The sequence below is a fragment of the Sphingobium sp. MI1205 genome (assembly GCF_001563285.1).
Taxonomy (GTDB): domain Bacteria; phylum Pseudomonadota; class Alphaproteobacteria; order Sphingomonadales; family Sphingomonadaceae; genus Sphingobium.
The window spans coordinates 1,075,364-1,100,341 of the sequence record NZ_CP005188.1 but is presented as its reverse complement, the minus strand read 5'-3'; the positions used below and the strand labels follow the sequence as shown (position 1 = coordinate 1,100,341).

The 24,978-nt window shown below is 64.5% G+C and carries 22 protein-coding genes; 5 read left to right on the top strand and 17 right to left on the bottom strand.

The genetic code is table 11. The annotated features are described in order from the left end of the window. Positions 1 to 13: 13 nt before the first annotated feature. Entirely contained in the window at positions 14 to 1,555 is a 1,542-nt protein-coding gene (locus K663_RS05280) for a M23 family metallopeptidase (protein ID WP_062120387.1), read from the bottom strand. A 229-nt stretch (positions 1,556 to 1,784) separates the two neighbouring features. Here K663_RS05280 and K663_RS05275 point away from each other — a divergent pair, with 229 nt between their 5' ends. The 4 genes from K663_RS05275 to K663_RS05260 all read left to right on the top strand — a co-directional run bounded on the left by K663_RS05275 (position 1,785) and on the right by K663_RS05260 (position 5,913). Continuing rightward, the gene (locus tag K663_RS05275) at positions 1,785 to 4,388 is read left to right on the top strand and encodes a helicase-related protein (protein ID WP_201026676.1); all 2,604 of its coding nucleotides are present in this window, start codon (positions 1,785 to 1,787) and stop codon (positions 4,386 to 4,388) included. Continuing rightward, positions 4,381 to 4,677 (top strand): RNA-binding S4 domain-containing protein, encoded by a 297-nt coding sequence (locus tag K663_RS05270; RefSeq protein WP_062115010.1) that lies wholly within the window; start codon positions 4,381 to 4,383, stop codon positions 4,675 to 4,677. Before K663_RS05275 ends, K663_RS05270 begins: the two co-directional genes overlap by 8 nt. Positions 4,678 to 4,760: 83 nt before the next feature. Beyond that, entirely contained in the window at positions 4,761 to 5,099 is a 339-nt protein-coding gene (gene fdxA / locus K663_RS05265) for a ferredoxin FdxA (RefSeq protein WP_062115007.1), read from the top strand. A 286-nt stretch (positions 5,100 to 5,385) separates the two neighbouring features. Further along, on the top strand, positions 5,386 to 5,913 hold the full coding sequence (locus K663_RS05260) for a CarD family transcriptional regulator (RefSeq protein WP_037461812.1): 528 nt from the start codon (positions 5,386 to 5,388) through the stop codon (positions 5,911 to 5,913). A gap of 98 nt (positions 5,914 to 6,011) precedes the next feature. Here the strand turns inward: K663_RS05260 and K663_RS05255 are convergent, their stop codons facing one another. The 10 genes from K663_RS05255 to K663_RS05210 form a co-directional block, all read right to left on the bottom strand. Then, complete coding sequence (locus K663_RS05255) at positions 6,012 to 6,254, bottom strand: hypothetical protein (RefSeq protein WP_062115004.1); 243 nt, start codon at positions 6,252 to 6,254, stop codon at positions 6,012 to 6,014. A gap of 232 nt (positions 6,255 to 6,486) precedes the next feature. Further along, positions 6,487 to 6,987 carry an asparaginase domain-containing protein gene (locus tag K663_RS05250; RefSeq protein WP_062115002.1) on the bottom strand — a complete coding sequence of 167 codons (501 nt, stop codon included), beginning with the start codon at positions 6,985 to 6,987 and terminating at the stop codon, positions 6,487 to 6,489. A gap of 69 nt (positions 6,988 to 7,056) precedes the next feature. After that, a complete protein-coding gene (gene proC, locus K663_RS05245; RefSeq protein WP_062114999.1) occupies positions 7,057 to 7,869 on the bottom strand; it encodes a pyrroline-5-carboxylate reductase in 813 nt (270 codons plus the stop codon). Between the two features lie 11 nt (positions 7,870 to 7,880). Further along, positions 7,881 to 8,387, bottom strand: a complete 507-nt coding sequence (locus K663_RS05240) for a YbjN domain-containing protein (protein WP_062120382.1) — start codon at positions 8,385 to 8,387, stop codon at positions 7,881 to 7,883. A gap of 107 nt (positions 8,388 to 8,494) precedes the next feature. Next, positions 8,495 to 8,794: an accessory factor UbiK family protein gene (locus K663_RS05235; protein WP_037461801.1), complete on the bottom strand. Its 300-nt coding sequence runs from the start codon at positions 8,792 to 8,794 to the stop codon at positions 8,495 to 8,497. A gap of 47 nt (positions 8,795 to 8,841) precedes the next feature. After that, positions 8,842 to 9,390 carry a TspO/MBR family protein gene (locus tag K663_RS05230; RefSeq protein ID WP_062114996.1) on the bottom strand — a complete coding sequence of 183 codons (549 nt, stop codon included), beginning with the start codon at positions 9,388 to 9,390 and terminating at the stop codon, positions 8,842 to 8,844. A 23-nt stretch (positions 9,391 to 9,413) separates the two neighbouring features. After that, positions 9,414 to 12,518 carry an efflux RND transporter permease subunit gene (locus K663_RS05225; RefSeq protein ID WP_062114993.1) on the bottom strand — a complete coding sequence of 1,035 codons (3,105 nt, stop codon included), beginning with the start codon at positions 12,516 to 12,518 and terminating at the stop codon, positions 9,414 to 9,416. Between the two features lie 10 nt (positions 12,519 to 12,528). Next, entirely contained in the window at positions 12,529 to 13,593 is a 1,065-nt protein-coding gene (locus K663_RS05220) for an efflux RND transporter periplasmic adaptor subunit (RefSeq protein ID WP_062114990.1), read from the bottom strand. An 89-nt stretch (positions 13,594 to 13,682) separates the two neighbouring features. Continuing rightward, on the bottom strand, positions 13,683 to 14,420 hold the full coding sequence (locus tag K663_RS05215; RefSeq protein WP_062114986.1) for a TlyA family RNA methyltransferase: 738 nt from the start codon (positions 14,418 to 14,420) through the stop codon (positions 13,683 to 13,685). Beyond that, positions 14,420 to 16,441 (bottom strand): protein-disulfide reductase DsbD family protein, encoded by a 2,022-nt coding sequence (locus K663_RS05210; RefSeq protein ID WP_062114983.1) that lies wholly within the window; start codon positions 16,439 to 16,441, stop codon positions 14,420 to 14,422. Before K663_RS05210 ends, K663_RS05215 begins: the two co-directional genes overlap by 1 nt. Positions 16,442 to 16,520: 79 nt before the next feature. Here K663_RS05210 and K663_RS05205 point away from each other — a divergent pair, with 79 nt between their 5' ends. Next, complete coding sequence (locus K663_RS05205; protein WP_062114980.1) at positions 16,521 to 18,170, top strand: alkaline phosphatase family protein; 1,650 nt, start codon at positions 16,521 to 16,523, stop codon at positions 18,168 to 18,170. 132 nt (positions 18,171 to 18,302) lie between these two features. Here K663_RS05205 and epsC read toward each other — a convergent pair whose 3' ends face one another. The 6 genes from epsC to K663_RS05175 all read right to left on the bottom strand — a co-directional run bounded on the left by epsC (position 18,303) and on the right by K663_RS05175 (position 24,975). After that, positions 18,303 to 19,301 carry a serine O-acetyltransferase EpsC gene (epsC, locus tag K663_RS05200; protein WP_062114972.1) on the bottom strand — a complete coding sequence of 333 codons (999 nt, stop codon included), beginning with the start codon at positions 19,299 to 19,301 and terminating at the stop codon, positions 18,303 to 18,305. Positions 19,302 to 19,411: 110 nt separating this feature from the next. After that, positions 19,412 to 20,746, bottom strand: a complete 1,335-nt coding sequence (locus K663_RS05195) for an ATP-binding protein (protein ID WP_062114969.1) — start codon at positions 20,744 to 20,746, stop codon at positions 19,412 to 19,414. After that, entirely contained in the window at positions 20,743 to 21,453 is a 711-nt protein-coding gene (locus tag K663_RS05190; RefSeq protein WP_037461781.1) for a response regulator, read from the bottom strand. Before K663_RS05190 ends, K663_RS05195 begins: the two co-directional genes overlap by 4 nt. Before the next feature lie 190 nt (positions 21,454 to 21,643). Beyond that, positions 21,644 to 22,480 carry a TorF family putative porin gene (locus K663_RS05185; protein ID WP_062114965.1) on the bottom strand — a complete coding sequence of 279 codons (837 nt, stop codon included), beginning with the start codon at positions 22,478 to 22,480 and terminating at the stop codon, positions 21,644 to 21,646. 296 nt (positions 22,481 to 22,776) lie between these two features. Further along, positions 22,777 to 24,273 carry a SulP family inorganic anion transporter gene (locus K663_RS05180; protein ID WP_062114963.1) on the bottom strand — a complete coding sequence of 499 codons (1,497 nt, stop codon included), beginning with the start codon at positions 24,271 to 24,273 and terminating at the stop codon, positions 22,777 to 22,779. Between the two features lie 3 nt (positions 24,274 to 24,276). Next, on the bottom strand, positions 24,277 to 24,975 hold the full coding sequence (locus K663_RS05175) for a carbonic anhydrase (RefSeq protein ID WP_062114959.1): 699 nt from the start codon (positions 24,973 to 24,975) through the stop codon (positions 24,277 to 24,279). Between the last annotated feature and the right edge of the window lie 3 nt (positions 24,976 to 24,978).

The window sequence follows — 24,978 nt, the reverse complement described above, 5'->3', positions numbered from 1 at the left end:
TGACGGAAAGCGGCTAATTGACGGCCTGCGCGGGGGTGGAGGGAGACGCGCTGTTCTGCGCGACCTTGACCTGCGGGCCAGCGGGCAGGCTCTTCAACCGGCGCAGGCGGTCGCGGAAGGCGACGAGTTCGCGACCGGCGAGTTGCGCGGTGGTGGTGAATTTCACCGACAGCGGATTGATCGTGCGGCCGCTGCGATACAGTTCGTAATGGAGATGCGGACCGGTCGAAAGGCCGCTGGAGCCGACATAGCCGATCACCTGTCCCTGCCGGACGCGCTGGCCATAGCGGGCGGCGATGCGGCTCATATGCGCGTAGCCGGTGGCGAGGCCGTTGCCATGTTCCAGACGGACATAATTGCCGTGGCCGCCATGCCGCCCCGAATAGGACACCACGCCATCGGTCGCCGCATAGATGGGCGATCCATAGGCGGCGGCGAAATCCAAGCCCGCATGCATCCGCCTGTAGCCCAGAATGGGGTGACGGCGCATGCCGAAGCCCGACGACATCCGACCCCGGACCGGAGCGGCAAGGACGCCACGCCGTTCGCCGACGCCCGATGCCTCGAACCACTGGCTGCGGCCTTCGCTCGTCCATTTGAGCATGTCGACGCCGCGTCCGCTGGGGCGGCGAAGTCCGGCGTAGAGCAGGTCCCCCACCTCCACATCACCGGTTTCGGCGCGGCGATATTCGGTGATGATGTCGTAGCGGTCCCCGGCGTGGATGGAGCCGAGATCTACCTGTTGCGCGATGACGCGCAGGAAGGCCTGGATCGCCTTGGGCGGCGCTCCGGCGGTGCGGGCCGATTGGTAGATGCTCTCGCCGATCACGCCCTGAATGCGCAGCGGCGTATCATCGACGCGGATGGGCGTACGCTTGACCTGGAGGACGCCGCCGACGCGGTTGACCTCCAGCGCCAGGTCGAGCCGGGCGCGGAAGGAAAGATGGTCGAGCGGGCGCGGCATGTCGCGGCTGGCGCGGCGACCAAGGATGATGTCGAGCGGGGTGCCGGGCTTCATGCCCTTGCCGATGTCTCCGCCTGCGAGGGACATGACCTGGGCGACGTCGCTGCTGCTGACACCGGCGCGGGACAGGGCGCGGGCGAGGGAATCGCCGCCGCCGATCTGGGCGCGCAGTTCGATCTGCGGGCGTTCGGGCGTTTCGCGCAAAGGCTGCACGGCGTCGGTCGGCCCCATGCGCCGCCCGCTGTCCGCGCCCATGGCGAGCGGGGTGATCATCTGGCTGCGCACTTCGTCGAACTGCGCCTGTTCAAGCAGGGGCTGCGGCGCGCCGGGTATGGGGTGAAAGCCGGGGGAGAGATAAAGGGCGGCGGTGCAAAGGCCAAAGCAGGTGGCAAGGCCGCGGAACCATGTGCGGCTGCCGACGCGCTGGCCAAGGTCGGGGACCAGCTCCACATCTTCCGCCCAGTCACGCAGGCGGGTGCGCCAGTCGCGCGCATCGGCGGGCGACATGGCGCCCTTTGCGATGGCGTCCGTCAGCCAGAAGGACGCGGAGGCGCCCCCCTGTTGAGGATTAAACTGGCTGCCATGAAACACGTTGAAACGGCCCCCCGCGGGCAAAATACGCCCGACCCCCGCCGTGCGTTCGCGTGCATTGTTGTGAACGCATAGGGTTAAAGTCAAATAAAGACGGAATTTTTAACCCTTTTTGCGCGACGAAACGTGCCTTTCAGCCGTTGAGCAATCGCCACTTTCCTTAGCTCAAGGAGATTCCCGCCCCCTTCCCCTTGCCCTCGCCGCGTCCATCCCCGACATAGAGAGGATCATGGCCCAGTTCGCCCGTTCGCCCGTCACCGCCGTGCTGGGTCCCACCAATACCGGCAAGACGCATCTGGCCGTCGAGCGCATGTGCGGCCATTCGAGCGGCATGATGGGCTTCCCGCTGCGCTTGCTGGCCCGCGAAGTCTATGAGCGGGTGGTGGCGATCAAGGGACCGGGGCAAGTCGCGCTGATCACCGGGGAAGAGAAGATCGTACCTCCGGGCGCACTCTATTATCTGTGCACCGCCGAATCGATGCCGGTCGATGGGGATTATGCCTTTGTGGCGTTGGACGAAGCGCAACTGGGGTCCGACCCGGAGCGCGGGCATGTCTTTACCGACCGGCTGCTGCGCGCGCGGGGCCGGGAAGAAACGATGATCCTCGGCTCCGCCAGCATCAGCCGGGTCGTCAGGGCGCTGGTGCCCGAAGTCGAGATCATCAGCCGCCCGCGTTTTTCCACATTATCCTATGCGGGCGCAAAGAAGCTGTCGCGCCTGCCCAAGCGGTCCGCCATCGTCGCCTTTTCGGCCGAGGAGGTCTATGCCGTTGCGGAAATGCTGCGGCGGTTCCGGGGCGGCGCGGCCGTGGTGATGGGCGCGCTGTCGCCCCGCACCCGCAACGCGCAGGTGCAGATGTTCCTGAATGGCGAGGTCGACTATCTGGTCGCGACCGACGCGATCGGCATGGGGCTGAACCTGGACGTCGCCCATGTCGCCTTCGCATCGCTGCGCAAGTTCGACGGCAGGCGCACCCGGCGGCTGACGGTGGCGGAAATGGCGCAGATCGCGGGGCGCGCCGGGCGGCATCACAAGGACGGCACTTTCGGGAGTCTGGGCCATGAGGATGGCGACGCGGCCTTCACACCCGAAGAGATTGAGGCGATAGAGGCGCATCGCTTCCCGCCTGTCGATCAGCTTTTCTGGCGCGAAGGGAAACCGCGCATGGACAGCGTCAACCGGCTGATCATGGAGCTGGAAACCCGGCCCGACCTGGACCAGTTGCGCGCGGCGCCCGAAGCGGTGGACCTGGCGGTGCTAAGAAGGCTGGCCGACGATCCGCTGGTGATCGACCGGGCCAAGGGGAAAAGGCAGGTTGAACGGCTGTGGGCGGCGTGCGGCCTTCCCGATTTCCAGAAAGTGGGGGCTGAGCATCATGCCAGGACGGTCGGGCGCATCTGGCGATTCCTGTCGGAAGGCAATGGCCATATTCCGCGTGACTGGTTTGCGCAGCAACTGGCGCGACTCGATTCGGTGCAGGGTGATATAGACACGCTGTCGGCGCGGATCGCGGCGGCGCGCACATGGTCCTACATCGCGCATCGGGCCGACTGGCTGGCGCATCCGGCGGAGATGGCGGAGCGCACCCGCGCGCTGGAAGAAAGGCTGTCCGACGCCCTGCACAGCGCGCTGACCCAGCGCTTTGTGGATCGCAGGACCACCGTCCTGCTGCGCGACATGGGGCAGGATGCGAGCAATCTGCCGGTCGATTTGGAGCAAGACGGGACGGTCTGCGTCGATGGTGAGACGATCGGGCGACTTGACGGATTTCGTTTCTCAGTCGATCCGGCTACGCGGCATCAGGACAGAAAGATGCTGCTGGCGGCGGCGGAACGCCGCCTTGGAAGGATATTGCGAGTGAAGGCTGACGAATTGCTGGGCGCGCCCGATACCGATTTCGCGCTCATGGACGAAGCCGGGCAGGCGCCGGGGATCAGCTGGAAGGGCGACGCCGTGGCGGCACTGCTGACCGGCCCGTCCCTGCTGACGCCGGAAATCCGGCTGGATCGCGGCCTGCTGGCGCTGGGTCAGGACGTGCAGAAGCAGATTGCCGGTCGCCTGACCACATGGGTCGAGGCGCAGAAGGAAAAGCATCTGCTACCGCTGACCAAGATGGTCGCCAGTGCGTCCGACCCGGAAGTGCCCGCAGTGGTCCGCGCCGTATTCGCGCAACTGGCCGATGCTGGCGGCGTCATCGCCCGAACGGAGCTTGATTCGGCGCTGGGCCATCTGGACAAGGATCAGCGGCACCTGCTGCGGCGTGCGGGCATCGATATCGGCGTGCTGGACATTTATCATCCCGGCCTGCTGAAACCGGGTGCTGCCCGTTGGCGGGCTGCGCTGCTGGCGGCGCGTATCGCCAAGCCGTGCCTTCCTCTGCCCCAGCCCGGCCTGACGTTGATCCCGGCGGGTGAGAAACAGGAGCAGATGGGCGCGCGCATCGCCGGTTTCCGGGGCTTTGGCGAGCAGATGCTGCGCATCGACATGGCCGAACGCATGGCGCGCACGGCGCATGAGGCAATCGCAAAGGGCGAGGCGTTCACGGCGCTCAGCCCGCAGATCGTGTCGCTGGGCCTGAGCGAAGCAGCGTTCCTGCAATTGATGCGCCTTGCCGGGTTCCGGCCGATCGAGGCGGCTGAAGAAGGTGGCGTCAACTGGGCATTCCGCGGACGGCAGAAGGTGCGGCCCGACCAGCAGCAGGCGCGCGGCCAGGCCCGGCGCGCAGCCCCCGCGCGTGGTGCCCCTGCACGCTCCGGTTCGACCGGGACGACGGCGCCTGCGGGCAATCATGCCTTCGCTGGCCTTGCCGAGCTGCTCGGCCGCAATGGGTGAGAGCGCTGCCCTCGGCAATCACGGGCCGAGCCTGCGCATAGACAAATTCCTGTGGTTCGCCCGGCTGGCCAAGAGCCGGTCGGTCGCCCAGAAAATGGCCGAGGAAGGGCATATACGCCTGAACGGCCGCCGCATCGAACGCGCCCATTCACCGGTGCGCGCAGGCGACCTTATCACCTTTCCCCATGCCAGCGGCGTGCGGGTGGTGCGCGTCACCGCGCTTCCCGGACGGCGCGGACCAGCGCCCGAAGCGCAGACATGTTATGAAGAACTGAAGCTGGGCAATTGACCCTGCAAAAATATCCTCATTGACCTTCTGGCTCGCCGGGCATAGCAGGGCCGCCGCTGTCGAAACCTATTGAGTGCTGACCCATGACCTATGTCGTGACCGACAACTGCATCCGCTGCAAATATATGGATTGCGTCGAGGTCTGTCCCGTGGACTGTTTCTACGAGGGCGAGAATATGCTGGTCATCAATCCGAGCGAGTGCATCGATTGCGGCGTGTGCGAGCCTGAATGCCCCGCCGAAGCCATTTTGCCCGATACGGAAAATGGCCTGGAAAAGTGGCTGGAACTCAACACGAAATTCTCCGCCGAATGGCCCAACATCACCGTCAAGGGCGACGCGCCTGCCGACGCCGACGAGATGAAGGGCATCGAGAACAAGCTGGAGAAATTCTTTTCGCCCGAGCCCGGATCGGGAAGCTGAGCCAGCCGTTATAGGCTTGGAGCGAGGGCCTGATTCGATGCCCCCGCCTGACGCTTTTGACTACCCCTAGCGTCTCATGCCCCTGCACACTCCCGGATTTTGCGTCGGGGGTGGCAATTTTGTTACGAATCTGCTAAATAAGGGTCAAGAGGCGGAAACGGTCGCATCCGTCCTGGAGTATTTGCTCATGTCCTGACGATAGCGCCGCGTTACCCTCGGCTTATGCCTATCTGCGCAACCGCGACGCGGCGGTTATTCGTCCCCGGTAGAATTAGAAAGGTTTCAAATGGCTGCCAAGGCGCTGTCCTTTGACGTTGGTGATTATGTTGTTTACCCCAAGCACGGCGTGGGTCGCGTCGTCGAGCTGCAAAAGGAGCAGATCGCGGGCATGGAATTGGAGCTGTACGTGCTCCGGTTCGAAAAGGAGCGGATGACGCTCCGCGTGCCGACCAACAAGGCCGAAGGGGTCGGCATGCGCAAGCTGTCGTCCAACAAAACCCTGGAAGAAGCCATCGAAACGCTCAAGGGCAAGCCCAAGGTGAAGCGCACCATGTGGTCGCGCCGCGCGCAGGAATATGAAGCGAAGATCAATTCGGGCGACCTGGTGTCGATCGCCGAAGTGACGCGCGACCTGTTCCGTGCGGACGATCAGCCCGAGCAGAGCTATTCGGAGCGGCAGATTTTCGAAGCCGCGTCGAGCCGCCTCGCCCGCGAACTGGCCGCGATGGAAGAAACGGATGAGCCGAGCGCGCTGCAGAAGATTCTGCGCATCCTGAACGAAGCTGCCCCCAAATATGTGAAGGTGGAAGGCTGAACCGACTTCGGCCGAGCCGACCACGGCAGGTTGAAATAAAAAGGGCGTCCCATGCGGGGCGCCCTTTTTCCATTCCAGGCCCGGTCGGCTGACGACCGTTATTCGCTCGCCGGAGCGCCTGCCGCATCCTTGGCCGCGTCACTGACGTCGCTGGCGGCCTGACCGACCTGGGTGGCCGCACCCTCGACCGCGCTGTCCTTGCTCGTCTCGCTGCTGATCAGGAAAAAGGCGGCAATCGCCACCACGACCACCAGCAACAATATCGCGATCGCCGTACCGCCACCGCCGCGCTTTTCAATCACCGTGGTCGTCGTCGCCGGACGCTCCTGATAATCGGCCATCAATGTCCTCCTCATCGTTACGCCACCCGCACGAATAATGCTCTGCGCCGAGGGGGGTTCCTGACCGGCGATGGCGGGCATTTCGATTTTGCGCGCAGAGGTCGCTCGGGGGTTAGGGCGGGAAATGCATTCAGCCGTTCGTCCTGAGCCTGTCGAAGGGCGTGCGGGGGGCTTCGACAAGCTCAGCCCGAACGGGACTTAGGGCATAAACCTTCGCTCGTCCTTTTTGCACTCAACTCCGCGCCACAAATGCGCCTTTCGTCCGGTCCTTAACCACCTGGTCAGCGCGAAACACGGAGCCGCTCATGGTGATATAGACGCCTGGCCCTGCCGTCTGAACTGTGGCGAAAGCCATGCCGAGGTTAAAGCTGGCGTCGCTTTCGCCAAAGCGCGCGGGGGCCAAGGCGCCGACCAGCACGATCGTCTTGCCGGGGAGGTCGCCCAGCATCGCCGCCGTGTCCGTCATCGTGTCAGTGCCATGGGTGATGACGATGTAGCTTTCAGGCGCGGTGGCGGCGCGCTCGCGGATCAGGGCGCGGTCGGCGTCGTCCAGTTCAAGGCTGTCCTTGCGCGCCACTTCCTCGATACGGAAGGGCCGCTTGACCCGCGCGATATCCAGCAGCTTCGCCATCACCGTTTCGCCGACCTGATAGTCGGATAGCGCGTCGAAGTAGATCTTGTCGATCGTACCGCCGGTGGTGAGGATGAGGATGGGCGTGTCGGCGGGTAGCATGGCAGGCTCCGGGGATGGAGAGGTTCAGCCAGCAACCTAGCCAGCTTCTGCGGCGATAGAAACGGCCCGCTAGCCGCCGCGCGCCATTTCCTCGCCCCGGTCGCGGGCTGCCGTCAGCGTATCGGTAAGCAGCTTGAGCAGCCGGTCATCGGCATCCAGGACATTCAGTCCCTCGCGGGTCATGCCCCCCGGACTCGCCACGCGGTCGGCCAAAATGGCGGGACTGTCGCTTGCCTGCGCGACCATGTTGGCAGAGCCCTGCACGGTGGCGAGCGCCATGCGGGCTGCCTGGTCGGCGGGCAAGCCGATCGCTTCGCCCGCGCGCGAGAGGGCATCGACGAAGCGGAACAGGAAGGCGGGGCCGCATCCTGACAAGGCGGTCACTTCATTGAACAGCGCTTCGTCGGCGATCCATTCGGCAAGGCCCAGCGGGGCGATCAGCGCGTCGATGGCCGCCCGATCCGCCGGGGAGCTGGCGGCCTCTGCATGGAGCGCAGTGACCCCCTGCCCCAGGCCGACAGGCAGATTGGGCATGGCACGAACGATCTGCCCGGCATTGGGAAATTGTCGGCGCAGCTCGGCCAGCGGCGTGCCAGCCAGGATGGAGATGAGCGTCATTTCGCCGCCGCACAGGGGAGCCAGCGCCTGCGCGACGTCGCCCAACTGATAAGGCTTCATGCCAAGCAGCACGGTCGTGCCGGGGGGCAGCGTGTCGGGATAGCTGGTGACCACCTGAACGCCGTCCGCGACCGGGCGGCCGCTGGGACGCAGGACGGTGACGGATGCGGGGCCGAGGCCGCAGGCGAGCCAGCGGGTCAGCATCTGCCCGGCCATATTGCCGCAGCCGACAAGGAACAGGTGGTCCGGCCAGGGTTCGGTCATGAAAAAATGCCTCAGGCTTCGCCGCGCGTTTCGATGAGGCTGGCGGAAATCGCTTCGGTTGGGCTCTTGCCGCCCCACAGGACGAATTGGAACACCGGATAGAAGCGTTCGCATTCGTCGATCGCGGTTTCGACCAGCACCTGCGCCTGATCGAGCGTCAGCACGCCGCCCGCGCCCAGCAGCGCGCCGTGGCGGAACAGGATGATGCCGCTCGACGACCAGAGTTCGAAATGACCGAGCCAGAGCTGTTCGTTGATGAGGCCGAGCGTTTCGTAAATGGCGGGACGCTTTTCATCCGTCACGCGGATGTCCGGCAGGGCCAGCAATTGCAGCACCTGATCCTCGTCCCGCCAGATGCCGCGCAGTTCATATTGCGCCCAACTGCCCTGGCTGCTGGCGACGATCTCATCCTCACCAACCTGATCGAAACTCCAGCCATTCGCCTCAAAATAGGCGGCCAGCATGTCGATCGGCGCGGCTTCCTGGCCGCCATTTTCAAATTCGTCGCTGTCCATCATCTGCTGGCCATAGAGCATTTCCCGGCGGCAGGGAAACCGTGCGAATCGGGAAAACGCGTCAACCCGGCGCTTCGTTGCAGAAATTAAACAGTCGGCGACGGAGAGCCTTAATCCGTGGGGGCCGCCCCACCCTTGGGTGAGCGCACCGTCTTGGTGACCGGCTCAGACGACCTACCCTCCAGCGCGTCGATCCGGGCCTTGAGCAGTTCGACTTCTTCGCGGGCCGCCGCCGCCAGCGCCTTTACAGCGTCGAATTCATCGCGGCTGACGAAGTCCATGCCGCCGATCCATTCCTTGGCCTTTTCACGGGCGTTGGCTTCAAATTCCCGGCTCATGCCCGCAACCGTTCCAGCGGCGCCGTTCACCAGCTTGGCGAGGTCGTCGAAAAGGCGGTTTTCGCTCTGCATGTCCTGTATCCTTGATTACCGGCGCGTAGGGGGTGCGCCATGAGAGTTCATATCTGGGTCTTGAGCGCGGGCGCGACAAGTGTCTCCGCATCGGGATTAAGGCGGCCGATCTCATAATTGAGGGCCGATGCAAAGCCCAGCCAGGCAAGATAGGGCAGCAGTAGCAGCCCCGCGACCCGGCGGATGCGCCAGAAAAGAAACGCCGTCACCGCGACCACGACCAGCAGCACGAGGATAAGCGTAAAGGCATTGTCCACCTGATGCGCGCGGAAAAATAGCGGCGACCAGACAAGGTTGAGCAGCAGTTGCACGAGAAACAGGATGATGGCCACGCCCCGCCCCCGCGCGCCGCGCGCATGGATGACGATGGCCAGCGCCAGCCCCATGAGGATGTACAGGATCGTCCAGGCGACGCCGAACGCCCAGCCCGGCGGCATGAAGTCGGGCTTTACCAATGCGTCGAACCAGCGATTGCCATAGCCGCTGTTGGCGAGCCTGCCGGACAGAAAGCCCAGGAACACAATCGCCGGGACGGTGACAAGCGCCCAGCGGAGGTAGGCCAGGCGCAACTGACCCGGGGACGCGATCTCGTTCATCGTCGGCGCAGCTCCACTAATCCTCACTCGGCGGCTTCGGGCGAATCCTTAAGAGCCGTGTCAAGCCGCCGACCAACGGTTTGCGGTGAAACGGTTCGTCCCGCAACCCGCGAATAGAGGATAGGGATCAGGAATAGCGTAATCAGCGTAGCCAGCGAGACGCCGAACACCACCACCACGCCAATCGACTGGCGCGCAGCCGCCCCCGCCCCACCGCGAATGACCAGCGGCATTGCGCCGATCACCGTGGCGATGGAGGTCATCAGGATCGGGCGCAGGCGGCGGGCGGCGGCCTGGCGAATGGCCTGCGCGATCTCCATCCCCTCGTCGCGCAGCTGGTTGGCGAACTCGACGATCAGGATGCCGTTCTTCGCCGCCAGCCCCACCAGCATGACGATGCCGATCTGGCTGTAGAGGTTGACCGACCCGCCGGTCAGCGCCAGCCCCAGCACGCCGCCCGCGACGGCCAGCGGCACGGTCGCGATAATGACGCCGGGGTGGATGAAGCTTTCAAACTGCGCGGCCAGAAGCAGATAGACGATGACGATAGTGAGGCCGAACACCAGCCAGATCGCGCCCCCGGTTTCCCGCAGCGACTGGCTTTCCCCGCGATAGCCGAGAGCCAGCACCTCGGGCGACTGGCGGGCCTGCGTTTCCAGATAGGAAAGCGCCTCACCCAGCGAGTAGCCGGGCGCAAGCGCCGCGGTCAGCGTGATGGAGCGCAGCTTGTTGAAGCGATTGAGCTGGCGCGGCCCAGCGACTTCACGAACGGTAACGACCGCCGACAGCGGCACCAGCTGGCCAGTACGGGTGCGCACCTGGATACGTTCAAGATCGGCCTTGGTCTGCCGCCCTTCCCGTTCGGCCTGGACCAGCACGCGATATTCCTCGCCACGGTCGACATAGGTGGTGACGCGGCGCGACCCGAGCAGCGTCTGCAGCGCCTGGCTGATGTCGTTCGCCGACACGCCAAGGTCGCCCGCGCGCTGCTGATCCACCTCGATCCGCATCTGCGGCTTGGTTTCCTTGTAATCGCTGTCGAGGTTGATGAGGCCCGGATTGCTCGCCGCAGCCGCCATGATCCGGTCGCGCGCGGCGACCAGCCCTTCATAGGTAGACCCGGCAAGGACCAGGTTGACCGGCAGGCCCCTGCCCCGGCCCAGCCCAGATCGCGGAGCGACATTGCCGCGCACGCCGGTCTGGTTGGCAAGCACCTTGTTAATGGTGTCGGCCACTTCCGCCGTGGTGATGGTGCGTTCTTCCCATGGCCGCAGGAAGGCGATGATGGTGCCCCCGTTGAAATCATCGCTCGCGCCGAAACCCGCTGGCGTGCGCATGTTCAGCACTTTGAGCCTGCCGTCCTTCAGCAACGGCTGAAGATCGTCCTCGATGCCGCGCATATAGTCTTTCATCCGGTCAAAGCCAGTGCCTTCGGGCGCGGCGACCTGGCCATCCACCACGCCGGTATCCTCGGCTGGCGCAAGTTCGGTGGGCAGCGTCATGAAAAGCGCGCCAGCCGCGCCAAGAAACAGGGCCAGCGCGACCAGCGCCACGACGGGACGCCGCAGCACCCGGTCGAGCAGGCGCGCATAGCCGGACTCAAGCCGCTGGAACCGATCATCGCCCCAGCGCGCCAGCCGCCCGCGCTCGCTGTGGCGCAGCAGCTTGGAACAGAGCATCGGCGCGAGGCTGAGCGATATGAAACCGGAAAAGGCGATGGCCGCGATCATGGCAATGGCGAGTTCGCGGAAAAGCAGCCCTGTCTGCCCGGCCAGGAACATCACGGGCACGAATACCGCGCAGACGACCAGCGTGGTCGAGATGATCGCGAAGCCGACCTGCCGCGTGCCAAGATAGGCCGCCAGCAGCGGATCTTCGCCCTGTTCGATCCGGTGATAGACATTTTCCAGCACGACGATGGCGTCATCGACCACCAGACCGATGGCCAGCACGAAGGCCAGCAGCGTCAGCAGATTGATCGACAGCCCCAGCAGCCACATCACGGCGCAGGTGGCGAGAAGGCAGATCGGCACCGTGATCGACGGAATGATGGTCGCGCGCAGCGAGCCGAGGAAAAGGAAAATGACCAGAATGACGAGGATCGCGGCTTCCAGCAGCGTGTCATAGACGTTTTCGATCGCGCGACTGATGAAGAGGGATTCGTCCGAGCCGATATTGACGCTCATCCCCGGCGGCAGGTCGGGCTTCAGTTCCTCGATCAGCGCCTTGGCCCGTTCGGCGACCTCCAGCGTATTGGCGCCCGATTGCCGGACTATGCCGACGCCGATGCCGGTCGCGCCGTTCGAGCGGAAGGAGGTATAGGGATTTTCGGCCCCCTCCTCGATCCGGGCGACATCGCCCAGCTTTACCTGATAACCGTCCTGCCCGCGCCCAACGACAAGCTGCGCGAATGTTTCGGGGGTGGAAAAGGCGCGCTCGACACGCAGGGTCTGGTTCTGGTCCTTCGACTCAAAGCGTCCTGCCGGCAGTTCGACATTCTGCGCGCGAAGGGCGTTTTCGATGTCCGTCGGCGTCAGGCTGAAGGCCGCCAGCTTTTCGGCATTCAGCCAGATACGGGTAGAGGGCCGTTCATCCCGGCCACCATTGACGCGCGCGACGCCATCGATGGCGGAAAAGCGGTCGATGACGTTTCGGTCGAGATAGTCGGCGATCTGGGTCGGAGTCCAGCCGGGCCGGGTGAAGACGATATACAGGATCGAGCGCGCGTCGGCGTCCACCTTGCGGATTTCAGGCGCCAGCGCATCTTCGGGCAGATCTTCGGTCACGGAACCCACGCGGTCGCGCACATCATTGGCGGCCGAATCGATATCGCGCGAAGGGTCAAATTCGATGCTGATCGCCGATGTGCCGTCCCGCGACGTCGAACTGATGGTCTGAATGCCCTGAACGCCCGCAACGGCGTCTTCGATCAGCTGCGTGATGCGCGTTTCGACGACAGAGGCCGCAGCGCCGGTGTAGCTGGTTTCCACCGAAACGATCGGCGGATCGGTATCGGGATATTCGCGGACCGACAGGCTGAGATAACCGACCACGCCAACGATGCACAGCAGGACGGCGATGACCGCCGCGAAGACCGGGCGGCGGACGGAAATGTCGGACAGCTGCACCGCGCGCCCCTTATGCGCCGGTCGCGGAACGGTCCGCCATCTTCGCGGCCGGTCCGTTCCTGTCGCCGGGCAGTCGCACGGGCACGCCATCGGTCAGTTTGACGACGCCTTCCGTCACCACATTCGCGCCCGGCCTGACGCCGTTCAGGATTTCGACCAGGCCATTTTGCCGGATACCGGTTTCCACCTTGATCCGCTTCGCCTTGCCGTCTTCGACAAGGAACAGGAAACGTTCCTCCCCATCCCCGACCAGCGCCAGTTCGGGCACGGCGAGCGACTGGCGCTGGCGAGACATGACGCGCACGGTCAACAGCATGCCGGGCTTCAGCGCCCGATCGGGATTGGGCAGGATCGCGCGGACCCGGACGGCGCGGGTCGCCGGGTCGATCACCGGGTCGATGGTGGCGATGGTGCCGGTGAAGGGCCGGTCGGGATAAGCGGACGAAACCGCCCTGATTGGCTGCCCCTGGCGGATCATCGACAGACGCGTTTCCGGCACGGTAAAGTCCAGCTTTATCCGGGAAATATCGCTAACCGTGGCGATGGGCGTCCCTGCCGAGACGATAGCGCCCGGCGACACCGTGCGCAGGCTGACCCAACCGGCAAATGGGGCGCGGATGACCCGATCCCCGATCGAGGCGCGGGCGAGTTGCGCATTTGCGCGGGCGGAACCGGCGGCGGCGACTTGCTGATCCAGACTGGCGGTGGTGGCGAAGCCGCGTTTTTTGAGCGCCTCTATCCGTTCAAGCTGCTGGGTCGCCTGAAGGGCCTGGGCTTCGGCGGCCGCCAGTTCGGCCCGTTCCTGTCCCACCGCCAGTTCTGCGATCACCTGGCCACGGTTGACGAAGCCGCCATCGGTGAAGTTGATCGAGGTGATCCGCTCCGTCACCGGCGCGGATAATATCACCTGTTCATTAGCGAGCGCGGTGCCGACCGCTTCCAGATCGTCGGTGAAGGTCGCAAACCGGATCGGCGCGGCTTCGACAAGGGCGGGCGGACGCGCTTTTTGCTCCTTTTCCGCAGCGCAGCCGGAGAGGGTCAGCAGAAAAAGGCCAAGGATCAGGGATGGGCGCATGTGGAAGGGCTATCGGGCCTTTGCGAGCGATACAACTGGAGCATTTGTCGCGAAATGTAATTGCACCGGGAATAACGAATGCAGCCGGATTATCCACCAAGCGAAGCGTAGATCAAAAACTCGATATTGCCCTGCGGCCCGGTGATCGGACTGGCCGTCACGCCGACGACCGTCCAGCCCTGCCCGGTCAGCCATGCGCTGACTTCTTCGCACACGCGCGCGTGAATGGCCGGATCGCGCACGACTCCGCCCTTGCCCACTTCCTCGCGCCCAGCCTCAAACTGCGGTTTGATGAGCGCGACCAGATGCGCGCCCGGCCGAGCGAAGCTGATCGGCCGCTCCAGCACCTTGGCCAGCGAGATGAAGCTGGCGTCGCACACGATGATGTCCACGGCTTCGGGGATGTGGGCGGCGGTGAGGATCCGCGCGCTGGTCTGTTCATGGACGATGACGCGAGGGTCGGAGCGCAGCTTCCAGGCGAGCTGATTGGTGCCGCTGTCCACGGCATAGACACGCGCCGCGCCCTTGGTCAGCAGTACGTCGGTGAAGCCGCCGGTCGAGCTGCCGACATCCATGGCAGTCATGCCGGTGACGTCCAGCGCGAAATGGTCGATGGCGTGGGCGAGCTTTATGCCGCCGCGCGAGACCCAGGGATGGTCGCGGCCCTTCACATCCAGATCGGCGTCCTGCGCGACCTGCTGGCCCGCCTTTTCGATCTTGCGGTCGCCCAGGAACACGAGACCGGCGAGGATCAACGCCTGCGCCCGTGCCCGGCTTTCGGCGAGGCCCCGATCCACAAGCAGCTGGTCCGCCCGCACCTTCGCCATCAGCGCACCAAGGCCGTGAGGGTGGAGACGGTCAATAGCTGCGGCAATGTCTGCGGCGGCTGTCCGGGCGCGTACCAGAGATAGAGCGGAACGCCCGAACGGCCCTGCGCCTCAAGGAAACGGGTGATCGCGGGATCGGCATTGGTCCAGTCGCCTACCATCACTGTCACGCCAGCCTTTGCAAAGGCGTCGCGCGTTTGGGCACGGTCGATGGCGGATGCTTCGTTCGCCTTGCAGGTCAGGCACCAGTCGGCGGTGAAATAGAGGAAGACCGGCTTTCCCGCACCACGCAGGCTGGCGAGCCGGGCCTCGTCGAACGGCGTTTCCCCATCCTGCGCCTGCGCCACGCTGGCGGCGCGAGCGGGCAACAGGGCCACCCCCGCGCCCAGCAGCAACAGCGAGAGCAGACCGACGATGCGGCCGCCGCGCTTGCCCCGATGCTGGCGTACCCCCAGCCACCAGAGCAGCAATGCCAGCAGCAGCGCCGTGGCGAGGCCGATGCTCATCGCCGGGACCCCGCGCTGCTGGCCGAGCAGCCAAAGCAGCCCGACCGCCGTGAGGAACATCGGCACGGAAAGAATCTTCTGAAACGTCGCCATCCAGGGGCCGGGGCGCGGCAGCCGGGTGCGCAGAGAGGGGATATAGGCGAGCAGGAGGAAGGGGAGCGCAAGGCCGAAGCCCAGCCCTGCGAATAGCGCCAGCCCGGCAGCGACCGGCAGTACCAACGCCGCCCCCATCGCCGTGCCCATGAAGGGGCCAGTGCAGGGCGTCGCGACGAAGGCGACCAGCGCGCCTGTCCAGAATGCACCCGCAACACCCGCCTTGCCCGCCAGCTTTTCGCCGCCGCCAAAGGCGCTGAGTTCGAATAGCCCGGCAAGGTTGAAGGCGACGGCTGTGACCAGCAGCAGCAGCAAGAGGATGACGCGCGGGTCCTGCAACTGGAAGGCCCAGCCGACCGCGACCCCCGCGGCCCTGACCGCCAGCAGCAAGGCGCCCAAGGCGAGACAGGTGAGGATGACCCCCGCGGCATAGGCAAGCGCCTCCCGCCGCACGCTGCGTTCATCGCCGCCCGCACGCGCGAGCTTGAGCGCCTTCAGCCCCAGGATCGGAAAAACGCAAGGCATGATGTTGAGCAGCAGGCCGCCGAGAATCGCACCGCCCAGCGCGATCAAGGTGGCGGACAGTTGGCCGGATGCAGGCGCATCCACAGCGCCGGGAGCGGCCGTAAGCAGAAAGCCGACATGATCGCCGGTGCGCAACACCGCCTGCACCGCGCCGCCCTTCATGGGCTGGGCCGCATCGGTCTCGATGAGCAGGCGATCGCCTTGGCGGCTGACGGTCTGGGGCGCGGCGTAGCGGGCCAAACCCTCTTCGAGCGGGAAAAGATGGACATCGGCCGCCGCCGCATCCGCCGGAAACGGAACCGACAGCCGCAACTTGCCGTCAACAACCGCATAGCTCGCCCGGCTACCCAGAGGCCGTGGCAGATGGGCGCGCCAGCCATCGAAGCGCGCCAGCGCGGCGGCGGTCACCGCGCCATCGCCAGCGACGAGATCCAGCGAGATTTCCGCGCTTTCCGGCACGCAGATCTTGTCGGTGCAGGCGAGCCACTCCGCACGCCCGCTTATGGGCAGGCGCGTCCCGACGGCCACATCCGGCGCGACGGTCAGCGGCGCCAGGATGGCATAGGGACCTTCATAGACATGGTTCATCAGGCCGGAAATCAGAAGCGTTTCGGGCACTGGATAGCGCAGTTGCCCTATGCCGACGCCCTTGGGCAGCACCCATTTGACGGTCATGCCCAGCCCCGCGTCGCCAGGATTTTGCCAATAGCCGTGCCAGCCCGATTCCGGTGTCATGGCAAAGGCGATGCTGGTGGTGCGGCCCGGCGCGGGCGTGGCGCTTTCAGCCACCAGTTGCGCGGCGATATGCGGCGCGCCGGTCCCGAACGCGCCCTGCGCATAGACAGCAGGCTCGAAAAAGAGCGCCAGCGTCATCAGAAGGACATGGAAAATCCGCATCGGGCCTCTGTTCGGGTGAATGAGAGCGGGCTAGGTCTGCCTGCACCCGCCGTCAAGGCATCAGAAGGGGTCAGAATATATGTTGAAGAAGGCGATCGCCGCCCTGCTGCTGGCAGCGCCGCTGCCCGCGCTCGCCCAACCTGCGGCCAGTACCGCCCCGGCGGCCGCGCAACCCCGGCTGATCATCGCCATTTCGGTCGACCAGTTTTCCGCGGACCTGTTCAACGAATATCGCCCCTTTTACAGCGGCGGCCTGAAGCGCCTGAGCGAGGGCGCAGTGTTCCCGCGCGGCTATCAAAGCCACGCCGCGACCGAAACATGCCCCGGTCACAGCACCATCCTGACCGGCAGCCGCCCTTCGCGCACCGGCATCATCGCCAATAGCTGGATGGATCTGAAGACGGACCGCTCCGACAAGACGATCTACTGTGCCGAAGATGAAGGCCAGCCGGGCAGCAGCAGTTCCAACTATGTCGCCTCTCCCGTGCATCTGCGCGTCCCGACGCTGGGGCAGCGCATGAAGGCGGCCAATCCGGCGGCGCGCGTGGTATCCATCGCGGGCAAGGACCGCGCGGCGATCATGATGGCCGGGGCCAAGGCGGACCAGGTCTGGTGGCTAAGCTCCAGGGGCTATGTCAGCTATGCCGACATTCCCACGCCCCCGCTGGTGGAGCGGGTGAACCAGATTTTCGTGCAGCGGCTGGCCGCGCCCAATCCCGGCTTTGACCTGCCGCCGCAATGCGCGGCCAAGGATATTGCCGTCAGTGCCGGGCCGGGCAAGACAGTCGGCACCGGTCGCTTTGCGCGGGGGGCTGGCAATTTCAACGCCTTCCGCACATCGCCGGAGCAGGACGCGCTGACGCTGGCCTTTGCCGCAGCCGCCATCGGAAGCATGGGATTGGGCAAGCAGGCGCAGACGGACATCCTTTCCATCGGGCTGTCCGCCACGGATCTGATCGGCCACGCCTATGGCAATGAAGGCACGGAAAGCTGCATCCAGATCGATCGGATCGACCGCGAACTGGGCGCCTTTTTCGATCAGCTGGACCGGCAGGAGATCGACTATGTCGTCGTGCTGACCGCCGATCATGGCGGCCACGACCTGCCCGAACGACATCGCCAGAACGCAATGCCGATGGAACAGCGGGTAGACCGGGCGCTGATGCCGCGCGCCTTGTCCGAAGCGGTTACCGCAAAGACCGGCATCGGCGGCAAGGATCTGGTCCGGGGCGATGGCCCATCGGGCGATCTGTATTTCAGCCTCGACCTGACCCACGCCCAGCGCGCCAGGGTCGAAACGGCCACGCTGGCGCTGCTGCGGGCGCATCCCCAGGTCGAAGCCGTGTTTACCAAGACCCAGATCGCGGCCGCGCCCTCCCCTTCCGGTCCGCCCGAGAACTGGTCCCTGCTGGAAAAAGCCCGCGCCAGCTTCGACCCTGAACGGTCCGGCGACCTTATGCTGCTGCTGAAATCCCATGTCACGCCAATCGCCGATCCGGCCCATGGTTATGTTGCGACCCATGGGTCGCCATGGGACGGGGATCGCCGGGTTCCGATCCTCTTCTGGCGCAAGGGCATGCGCCATTTTGAACAGCCGCTGGCGGTGGAAACGGTGGACATCATGCCGACGCTGGCCGCGCTCATTGACCTGCCGGTGCCCCGCGACGAGATTGACGGGCGATGCCTGGACCTGATTGCCGGGGAAGGCGACAGTTGCAGAGGGAATTAGGCTAACGGGTGCCGCCTAAGCCTCAACATCCGTTCGCCCTGAGCTTGTCGAAGGGCGCTAAGAGTGGACTTCGACAAGCTCAGCCCGAACGGATGTGGGAGGTTGCGATGTCACACAGTGGCGCAACCGCTCTCAAATATTCTCCGCAAAGCCGTCGCGCAGGCCGTGAACCCTGTGCGGCGCGGAGACTTCCACACGGCTCGTCACTTCATATTGCGCCTTTGCCTGGCGCACATTGCTGTCGGCAGGCACGCTGTCAGTCAGCCAGACATTGCCGCCGATCACCGAGCGGCTGCCGATGATGATGCGCCCCAATATGGTGGCGCCTGCATAGATGACGACGTCATCCTCAATGATCGGGTGGCGGGGCAGCGCCTTTTCAAGCGCCCCTTTCTCATCGGCGGGGAAGCTGCGCGCGCCCAGCGTCACCCCCTGATACAGCCGCACCCTGTCCCCCACGATCGCCGTTTCGCCGATGACGACGCCCGTCCCATGATCGATGAAGAAACTGTGGCCGATCCGCGCGCCGGGGTGGATGTCGATCCCGGTCTGCGAATGAGCGATTTCGGAAGTGATCCGCGCGACCAGCGGCGCGCCCAGATCATAGAGCCGGTGGGCCAGCCGGTGGTGGATGATCGCCAGCATCGAGGGATAGCAGATCAGCACCTCGTCCATGCTGCGGGCGGCTGGATCACCCAGGAATGCGGCCTCCACATCGCTGTCGAGCAGTTCGCGTACTCCGGGCAGGCTTTCGGCGAAAGCGCCGATGATGCGCGCCGCTTCCGCGTCGATTTCAGCCGGTGCGCGATCATGCATGGCGTAAAGCAGTTCAAGGCGGATCTGGCGGTAAAGCCGGCTGAGCGCGGTCTGAAGGGTCTCGGCCACGAACGCATCTTCATTATGAACGCGAATAGTATTGGGGCCGAGGCGAAGCGGAAACAGCGCGCTGCATAGGGCATGCGTAATCTTCATGAGGCTGGCTCGTGAAGGGAATCCTTCCGCGCCATATTCAGCGTGATGCTGCTGCGCCTGCCGCCAACGGCCGCGCACCGCGCCCAGATCACTCACCAGCCGGCCAATATCCCAATAGCCGTCCAGAACCTGATCTTCGCCTTCGCCGTCTGCGGTCATATACGCCTCTTGTTCAACCCGAGCCGGGCATAGACCAGCTTGGCAAGAGCTATAAACGACTTTTGCTTGGACTCTGACAGTTTCTCTTTTGTCAGGACGAAGAGAAAGGCTCAGCGCCTTTTTTCGGGCGCGGCGGGCTGTGGCAATCGGATTTCGACGCGCAATCCGCCCTCCGGCCGGTTGGACAGCGTCAAAGTCCCGTCCTCCTGGTCCACCGCCTTGGCGACGATGGCCAGGCCCAGGCCCAGTCCGCGCGTGTTCCGCTGCCGCGCCTGATCCAGTCGCGCGAAAGGCCGCAACACTTCTTCCAGCTTGTCTTCAGGAATACCCGGTCCGTCATCATCGACACGGATGAGCACCTCGTCACTCCGCCGCTCGACGCTGACCTCCGCGCGGTGGCCATAATGCAGAGCGTTTTCGACAAGGTTGATGATTGCGCGACGAAGCAGCATCGGATGGGCATTTATTTCCAGATGATCCGGGCCATCATAGGTGACGTCCGCATCCTGATCCTGAAAGGCATCGACGACCGTCGCTACGGTCACGGCAATGTCAGTGCGGACCAGGGGTTCGCCGTTCTTCTCACCGCCCAGGAAGGCCAGCAGGGAATCGATCATCGCCTCCATCTCGGCCAGATCCCCGCTCATCGCGTCCCTGGCCTCGGCATCGTCTATCGCTTCAAGACGCAGCTGCAACCGGGAAAGCGGGGTGCGCAGGTCGTGGCCGACCGCCGCCAGCGTTTCGGTGCGTTCCGTTATCAGCCGGTGGATGCGTTTCTGCATGTCGTTGAATGCGCGGATGAGATCGCGCACGTCGCTGGTGCCGCCTTCCTCTACGATCACCTCGTCGCTGAGGCCGATATGCTCGGTCGCCTTTTTGAGGTCACGGAGCGGCGCCAGCGTCCGGCGGATCAGCATGCCGCCGGCCACCATCAGCGCGACGAGCGGGAAGAGAGCGAGGCCCATCCGCCCGATGGTGAAGGTCCATTGCCCCCCGGTATGGCGCATACCGAAATAGAGCCAGCTTTTGTCCCGCAGTTGCAGTCCGCCATTGATTTGCGAAACGCGCCCCGGCGCAGCCAGCCGCAACCACAGGTTCGATTGCTCCAGGCTGGGTTCCCAGGTGACGATCTGACGGCGCATCCGCTGCAGTTCAGGGGCCAGCGGCGGCGGCGGCGGAGAAGCCGGGGTCCAATGAATGTCATAGCGGTCGGTGGTAAGCTGGATCGACATCGCATGCCGCTCGGACGGTGGTTGCTCCGCCACCAGCTTCCGGGCGATGACGAGATGCTCGGCGAGCCGCCGCGCCTCGTCATCCTGAAGCGAAAGATGGCCCGCACGCTCGTAGATCAGCGTGCCGACCGCGAATTCCAGGGTCAGCGTCAACAGCAGGATCGCCAGAAGCCGGCCGACAAGACCTACCGACCGACTGACATGAAGCCTCAAGCGCGGCTGACCTCTGCATTGAACATATAGCCGACGCCCCGCACGGTCGTGATCGGCGCGGTCCTGCCCTCAAGGGACAGCTTGCGGCGCAGGCGGCTGACCAGCACGTCGATACTGCGATCCGAACTGTCACCCATGCGCGTCCGTGACAGTTCGATCAGGCGCTCGCGAGCGATCACGCGCTGCGGGTGGCTGAGGAAAGAGCCGAGCAGGTCGAATTCCGCACCCGTGAGGTCCACGATGGCGCCGGTGGGAGAGCGCAGTTCGCGGCGGGGAAAGTTGACGACCCAACCGTCGAAGCGCGCTTCATTTTCCCGATGCTCGTCAGGCCCGCGCTCCACGCCGACGCGGCGCAGGATCGCGCGGATGCGGGCGATCAGTTCGCGCGTGCCGAAGGGCTTTGGAAGATAATCGTCCGCGCCCAGTTCAAGACCGACGATGCGATCGGTCTCGCTGCCCTTGGCACTGATGAAGATGATGGGAACGTCGCTCTTGCGGCGGATCTGGCGGCAAAGATCGATGCCGTTGGTGCCCGGAAGCATGACGTCGAGCACGACAAGGTCAACCGGGCCAGCGTCGAACGCAACCCACATTTCGGGACCGGATGATGCAGGCCGGACCTGATAGCCATGTTCCTGGAGCGCCCGCGCCGTCAGGGTGCGCAGCGGCGGGTCATCTTCTACCAGAATGATCGTGGGTGCGGTCATCCCAGGAAGTTCACGCGGCGAAATGGGCTCATGTGTCGCGGGATAAGGGTCACTGGATGAAGGGTCAACCAGACGTTGCCACAGAAACGCATTGAGACAGGATCAGCAATGCTTTGTCATCCTGCGGACAATTTTTGGATTGCAGAAGTAGTGATGCCGGGCCCGGCGAACCGGGCCCGGCATTACCGGATCAGAACGCTGCGGTCAGCGAGAACACGACCTGGCCGCGAGCAATCGACTTGCCGAAGTCCTTGCCGTCATTGACCATGAAGTTTGGACGGATGTAGTTTTCCTCGACGCGCGCGATGTCGGTGTCGACATAGGCGATGCCCGCGGTCAGCGGCGTGCCGGGGATGGCGACGTCGGCGCCCACCATCCAGTCGAGATACTTTCCGGTCGGCGCAATCGATGTGCCGTTCGGGCCGAGGCCGGGGTTGCCGGCCGAATAACCCAGGTGAGCCTTCAGCGAGACGGGCGTGCCGGGCACCGAACCGCTGATGTCGCCCCAGATGTACAGATTGTCTTCCTTGTCACCCGGGTTGGCGATCGTGCAAGCTGCGTCGCTGCACCAGTTACCCAGCGCTTCCTGCTTGGGAGCATAGGCAACACCGAGCAGGCCCTTGACCGGACCGAGCTGGCTCGACAGCTTCACATAGGGTTCAGCGAAGTCGGTGGTGTCCGCACCCGACGGGTACATGTACCAGGTCAGGCCGACGTCCAGCGTCGCGCCGCCCAGAGGAACGGCGTAACCGGCGAACAGGTCGAGTTCCATGTTGGCGCCGCCGAAACGGCCCCAACCGCCGAGGTTCGAACCCCAGGTGCCTGCATAGAGGCCGCTTTCATGCGTGGCGGTGATGCCGCCCTGAATGGCCATGCCCTTGTCGGTCTGCGAAACGCCGCGGAAGCGATAGTCAGAAACCAGCGCGACGCTACCCGACACGGTGACGGGACCTTCGGCTTCTTCCTGGGCAAATGCCGGCGCGCTCGACATCAGGGCGAGGGCAGCACAGGCGATTTGATATTTCATGAAACATTCCCCTTTTTGGTAAGAATGTTCCGTCCTGCGTCCACTCTGGCTCAACGATCTGTTCGTCGTCGATTACCGGCGGATTGAGCACAGACTATTATGCTGCGGCGCAAAGCGATACGGTTATTGCCGCAAGTGCGAAGGAGAAAAGACGACCGTGCCAAAAATGCCACATTAGGTTTCTATTTGAATGCTATACATTGCTACTATGTTTCTGGATAACGCCGGGCAAAAATAGAGCCGCCGCGCCATCGGGATTGGCGCGACGGCTCACGTCGCCTGGAAGGGGGTGGGGTTCAGGCGGCGAGGTTGCGAAGTCGTCCGGTTGCGCCCGACAGCTCGACGGTTGCGCCCGTGCCGCGCCTGCGGTCGATCCACTCTCGCACCATCTCGGCGCATGTATGATCGATGTGCAGCAGACGCTCGACATTCAGGATGACCGAGCGTTCAGCGGGAACCGCTTCCAGCCTGGCCGACAATTTGGGCAGGGTCAGGAAGGTAGCGGTGCCATGCAGCGCGACCTCATGCGCGTCATCGCTATGATCTTCGTCCAGGCGCAGACCCAGGCGGCGCGCATGGGGGAGAAGTTCGAGCAATGACAGGCCGATGCCCACCAGCACGCCGGTCAGCAGATCGGTGGTGACGACCATGATCAACGTCGCTGCCCACACGACCGCCGGAAGCGGGCCGTAGCGATGCAGCAGGTGCTTCACATGGTCCACGCTGACCAGCCGCACGCCAGTCACGACCAATATGCCCGCCAGAGCGGCCATCGGGATTTCCCGCAGCAACCAGGGAAGCAGAGCGACAAAGCCCAAGATCCAGAAGCCGTGCAGGATTGCGGACATACGCGTCTTTGCGCCCGCCTGGACGTTTGCGGAACTGCGGACGATCACGCCGGTCATCGGCAGCGCGCCTGCAAAGCCGCAAAGCAGGTTGCCCACGCCCTGCGCGCTCAATTCGCGATTATAGTTGGTGCGCACGCCGTCATGCATCCGATCGACCGCCGCCGCCGACAGCAGCGTTTCAGCGCTGGCGATGAAAGCGATGGCGACTGCCGTTGTCAGAATGGCCGGGTTCATCAACTGCTGGAGCAGCCCCTGTTCGGGCAGCGACACGGCCGCGACGATGGATTCCGGCACGACGACGCGCGCCACCGGCAGTCCGAGGACAAAGGCCACGAGCGTCGCCAGCACCACGCCCACGAGCGCGCCAGGCAACAGCTTCAAGGCTGCAGGCCGGAATTTTTCCCAACCCAGCATGCCGCCGATGGTGACGAGACCTATGGCGAAAGCGGTCGCGGCGTCCTGATTACTGAGGCCGAAAAGCTGGCCCGGCATCGCGATCAGGTTGGCCAGACCGCTGGACAACGGCTTGTCATCGAACAACACATGGAACTGCCCGACCACGATCAGTACACCGATGCCGGCGAGCATGCCATGGACGACAGCAGGCGAAATGGCGCGGAACCAGCCGCCGACCCTCATCAGGCCCGCAACGACCTGAATCGCGCCGGCCAGGATCAGGATCGGACCGAGGGCGGAAAGCCCCTGTTCCCGCACGATTTCAAAGACGATGACGGCAAGGCCCGCCGCCGGGCCGCTGACCTGCAGCGGCGAACCGGCCAGCATGCCAACGACGATGCCGCCGATGATGCCGGTGATCAGTCCCTTTTCCGGCGGCACGCCGGACGCGACGGCGATGCCCATGCAAAGAGGCATCGCCACCAGGAACACGACGATGGAGGCAGTCAGGTCGCGGCTGAACGTGCCGCCGGAAAGAGCTTTCAACATAGGTTACTCCGCCGCCTGCGCGTAAATGGCTTCCGCAGCGAGACGGCGGCCATGGGGCAGCGCGATCGGCATGGGCTGGCCTTCCCTGAGCGGCAGGAAGCGGCCGGTTTCGCCGTCGAGGCCCAGCACCTGACCAGCGTGGATGTCCACATACCAGCCATGCAGCGCGATTTCGCCGCGAGCGATGCCCGACGCGACCGACGGATGCGTGCGGAGGTGCGCAAGCTGCGTGACGACATTTTCCAGCGCCATATTGCGGAGCTTTTCCGCGTCGCTGAGGTCATCGGGATAGCTTTCGCGGCAGACTTTCTGCGCCGCATGGCTGTGCCGTAACCAGGCAGCAACATTTGGCATGTTGGTCAGGTCGGCATTGGTGGACAGTGCCTTCATCGCGCCACAGTCGCTGTGGCCGCACACGATGATGTCACGCACGCCCAGCACCATGACCGCATATTCAACGGTCGAGGTGACGCCGCCATTCTGGGTGGCATGGGGCGGCACGATGTTGCCAGCATTGCGGCAGACGAACAGGTCACCCGGCTGCGCCTGCATGATATGTTCCGGCACGATGCGGGAATCGGCGCAGGAAATCATCAGCGCCTTGGGGCTCTGGCCATCGCTGGCCAGCTGATTGTAGAGCGCGCTCTCGTTCGGGAAGACTTTCGTCTCGAAGCTGAACACGCGACCAATAAGCTCGTTCATGGC

Coding starts and splice junctions, on each gene's coding strand:
- K663_RS05275 (WP_201026676.1), top strand. CDS start 1,785: ATGGCCCAGTTCGCCCGTTCGCCCGTCACCGCCGTGCTGGGTCCCACC.
- K663_RS05270 (WP_062115010.1), top strand. CDS start 4,381: ATGGGTGAGAGCGCTGCCCTCGGCAATCACGGGCCGAGCCTGCGCATA.
- fdxA (WP_062115007.1), top strand. CDS start 4,761: ATGACCTATGTCGTGACCGACAACTGCATCCGCTGCAAATATATGGAT.
- K663_RS05260 (WP_037461812.1), top strand. CDS start 5,386: ATGGCTGCCAAGGCGCTGTCCTTTGACGTTGGTGATTATGTTGTTTAC.
- K663_RS05255 (WP_062115004.1), bottom strand. CDS start 6,254: ATGGCCGATTATCAGGAGCGTCCGGCGACGACGACCACGGTGATTGAA.
- K663_RS05250 (WP_062115002.1), bottom strand. CDS start 6,987: ATGCTACCCGCCGACACGCCCATCCTCATCCTCACCACCGGCGGTACG.
- proC (WP_062114999.1), bottom strand. CDS start 7,869: ATGACCGAACCCTGGCCGGACCACCTGTTCCTTGTCGGCTGCGGCAAT.
- K663_RS05240 (WP_062120382.1), bottom strand. CDS start 8,387: ATGATGGACAGCGACGAATTTGAAAATGGCGGCCAGGAAGCCGCGCCG.
- K663_RS05235 (WP_037461801.1), bottom strand. CDS start 8,794: ATGCAGAGCGAAAACCGCCTTTTCGACGACCTCGCCAAGCTGGTGAAC.
- K663_RS05230 (WP_062114996.1), bottom strand. CDS start 9,390: ATGAACGAGATCGCGTCCCCGGGTCAGTTGCGCCTGGCCTACCTCCGC.
- K663_RS05220 (WP_062114990.1), bottom strand. CDS start 13,593: ATGCGCCCATCCCTGATCCTTGGCCTTTTTCTGCTGACCCTCTCCGGC.
- K663_RS05215 (WP_062114986.1), bottom strand. CDS start 14,420: ATGGCGAAGGTGCGGGCGGACCAGCTGCTTGTGGATCGGGGCCTCGCC.
- K663_RS05210 (WP_062114983.1), bottom strand. CDS start 16,441: ATGCGGATTTTCCATGTCCTTCTGATGACGCTGGCGCTCTTTTTCGAG.
- K663_RS05205 (WP_062114980.1), top strand. CDS start 16,521: ATGTTGAAGAAGGCGATCGCCGCCCTGCTGCTGGCAGCGCCGCTGCCC.
- epsC (WP_062114972.1), bottom strand. CDS start 19,301: ATGACCGCAGACGGCGAAGGCGAAGATCAGGTTCTGGACGGCTATTGG.
- K663_RS05190 (WP_037461781.1), bottom strand. CDS start 21,453: ATGACCGCACCCACGATCATTCTGGTAGAAGATGACCCGCCGCTGCGC.
- K663_RS05185 (WP_062114965.1), bottom strand. CDS start 22,480: ATGAAATATCAAATCGCCTGTGCTGCCCTCGCCCTGATGTCGAGCGCG.
- K663_RS05180 (WP_062114963.1), bottom strand. CDS start 24,273: ATGTTGAAAGCTCTTTCCGGCGGCACGTTCAGCCGCGACCTGACTGCC.
- K663_RS05175 (WP_062114959.1), bottom strand. CDS start 24,975: ATGAACGAGCTTATTGGTCGCGTGTTCAGCTTCGAGACGAAAGTCTTC.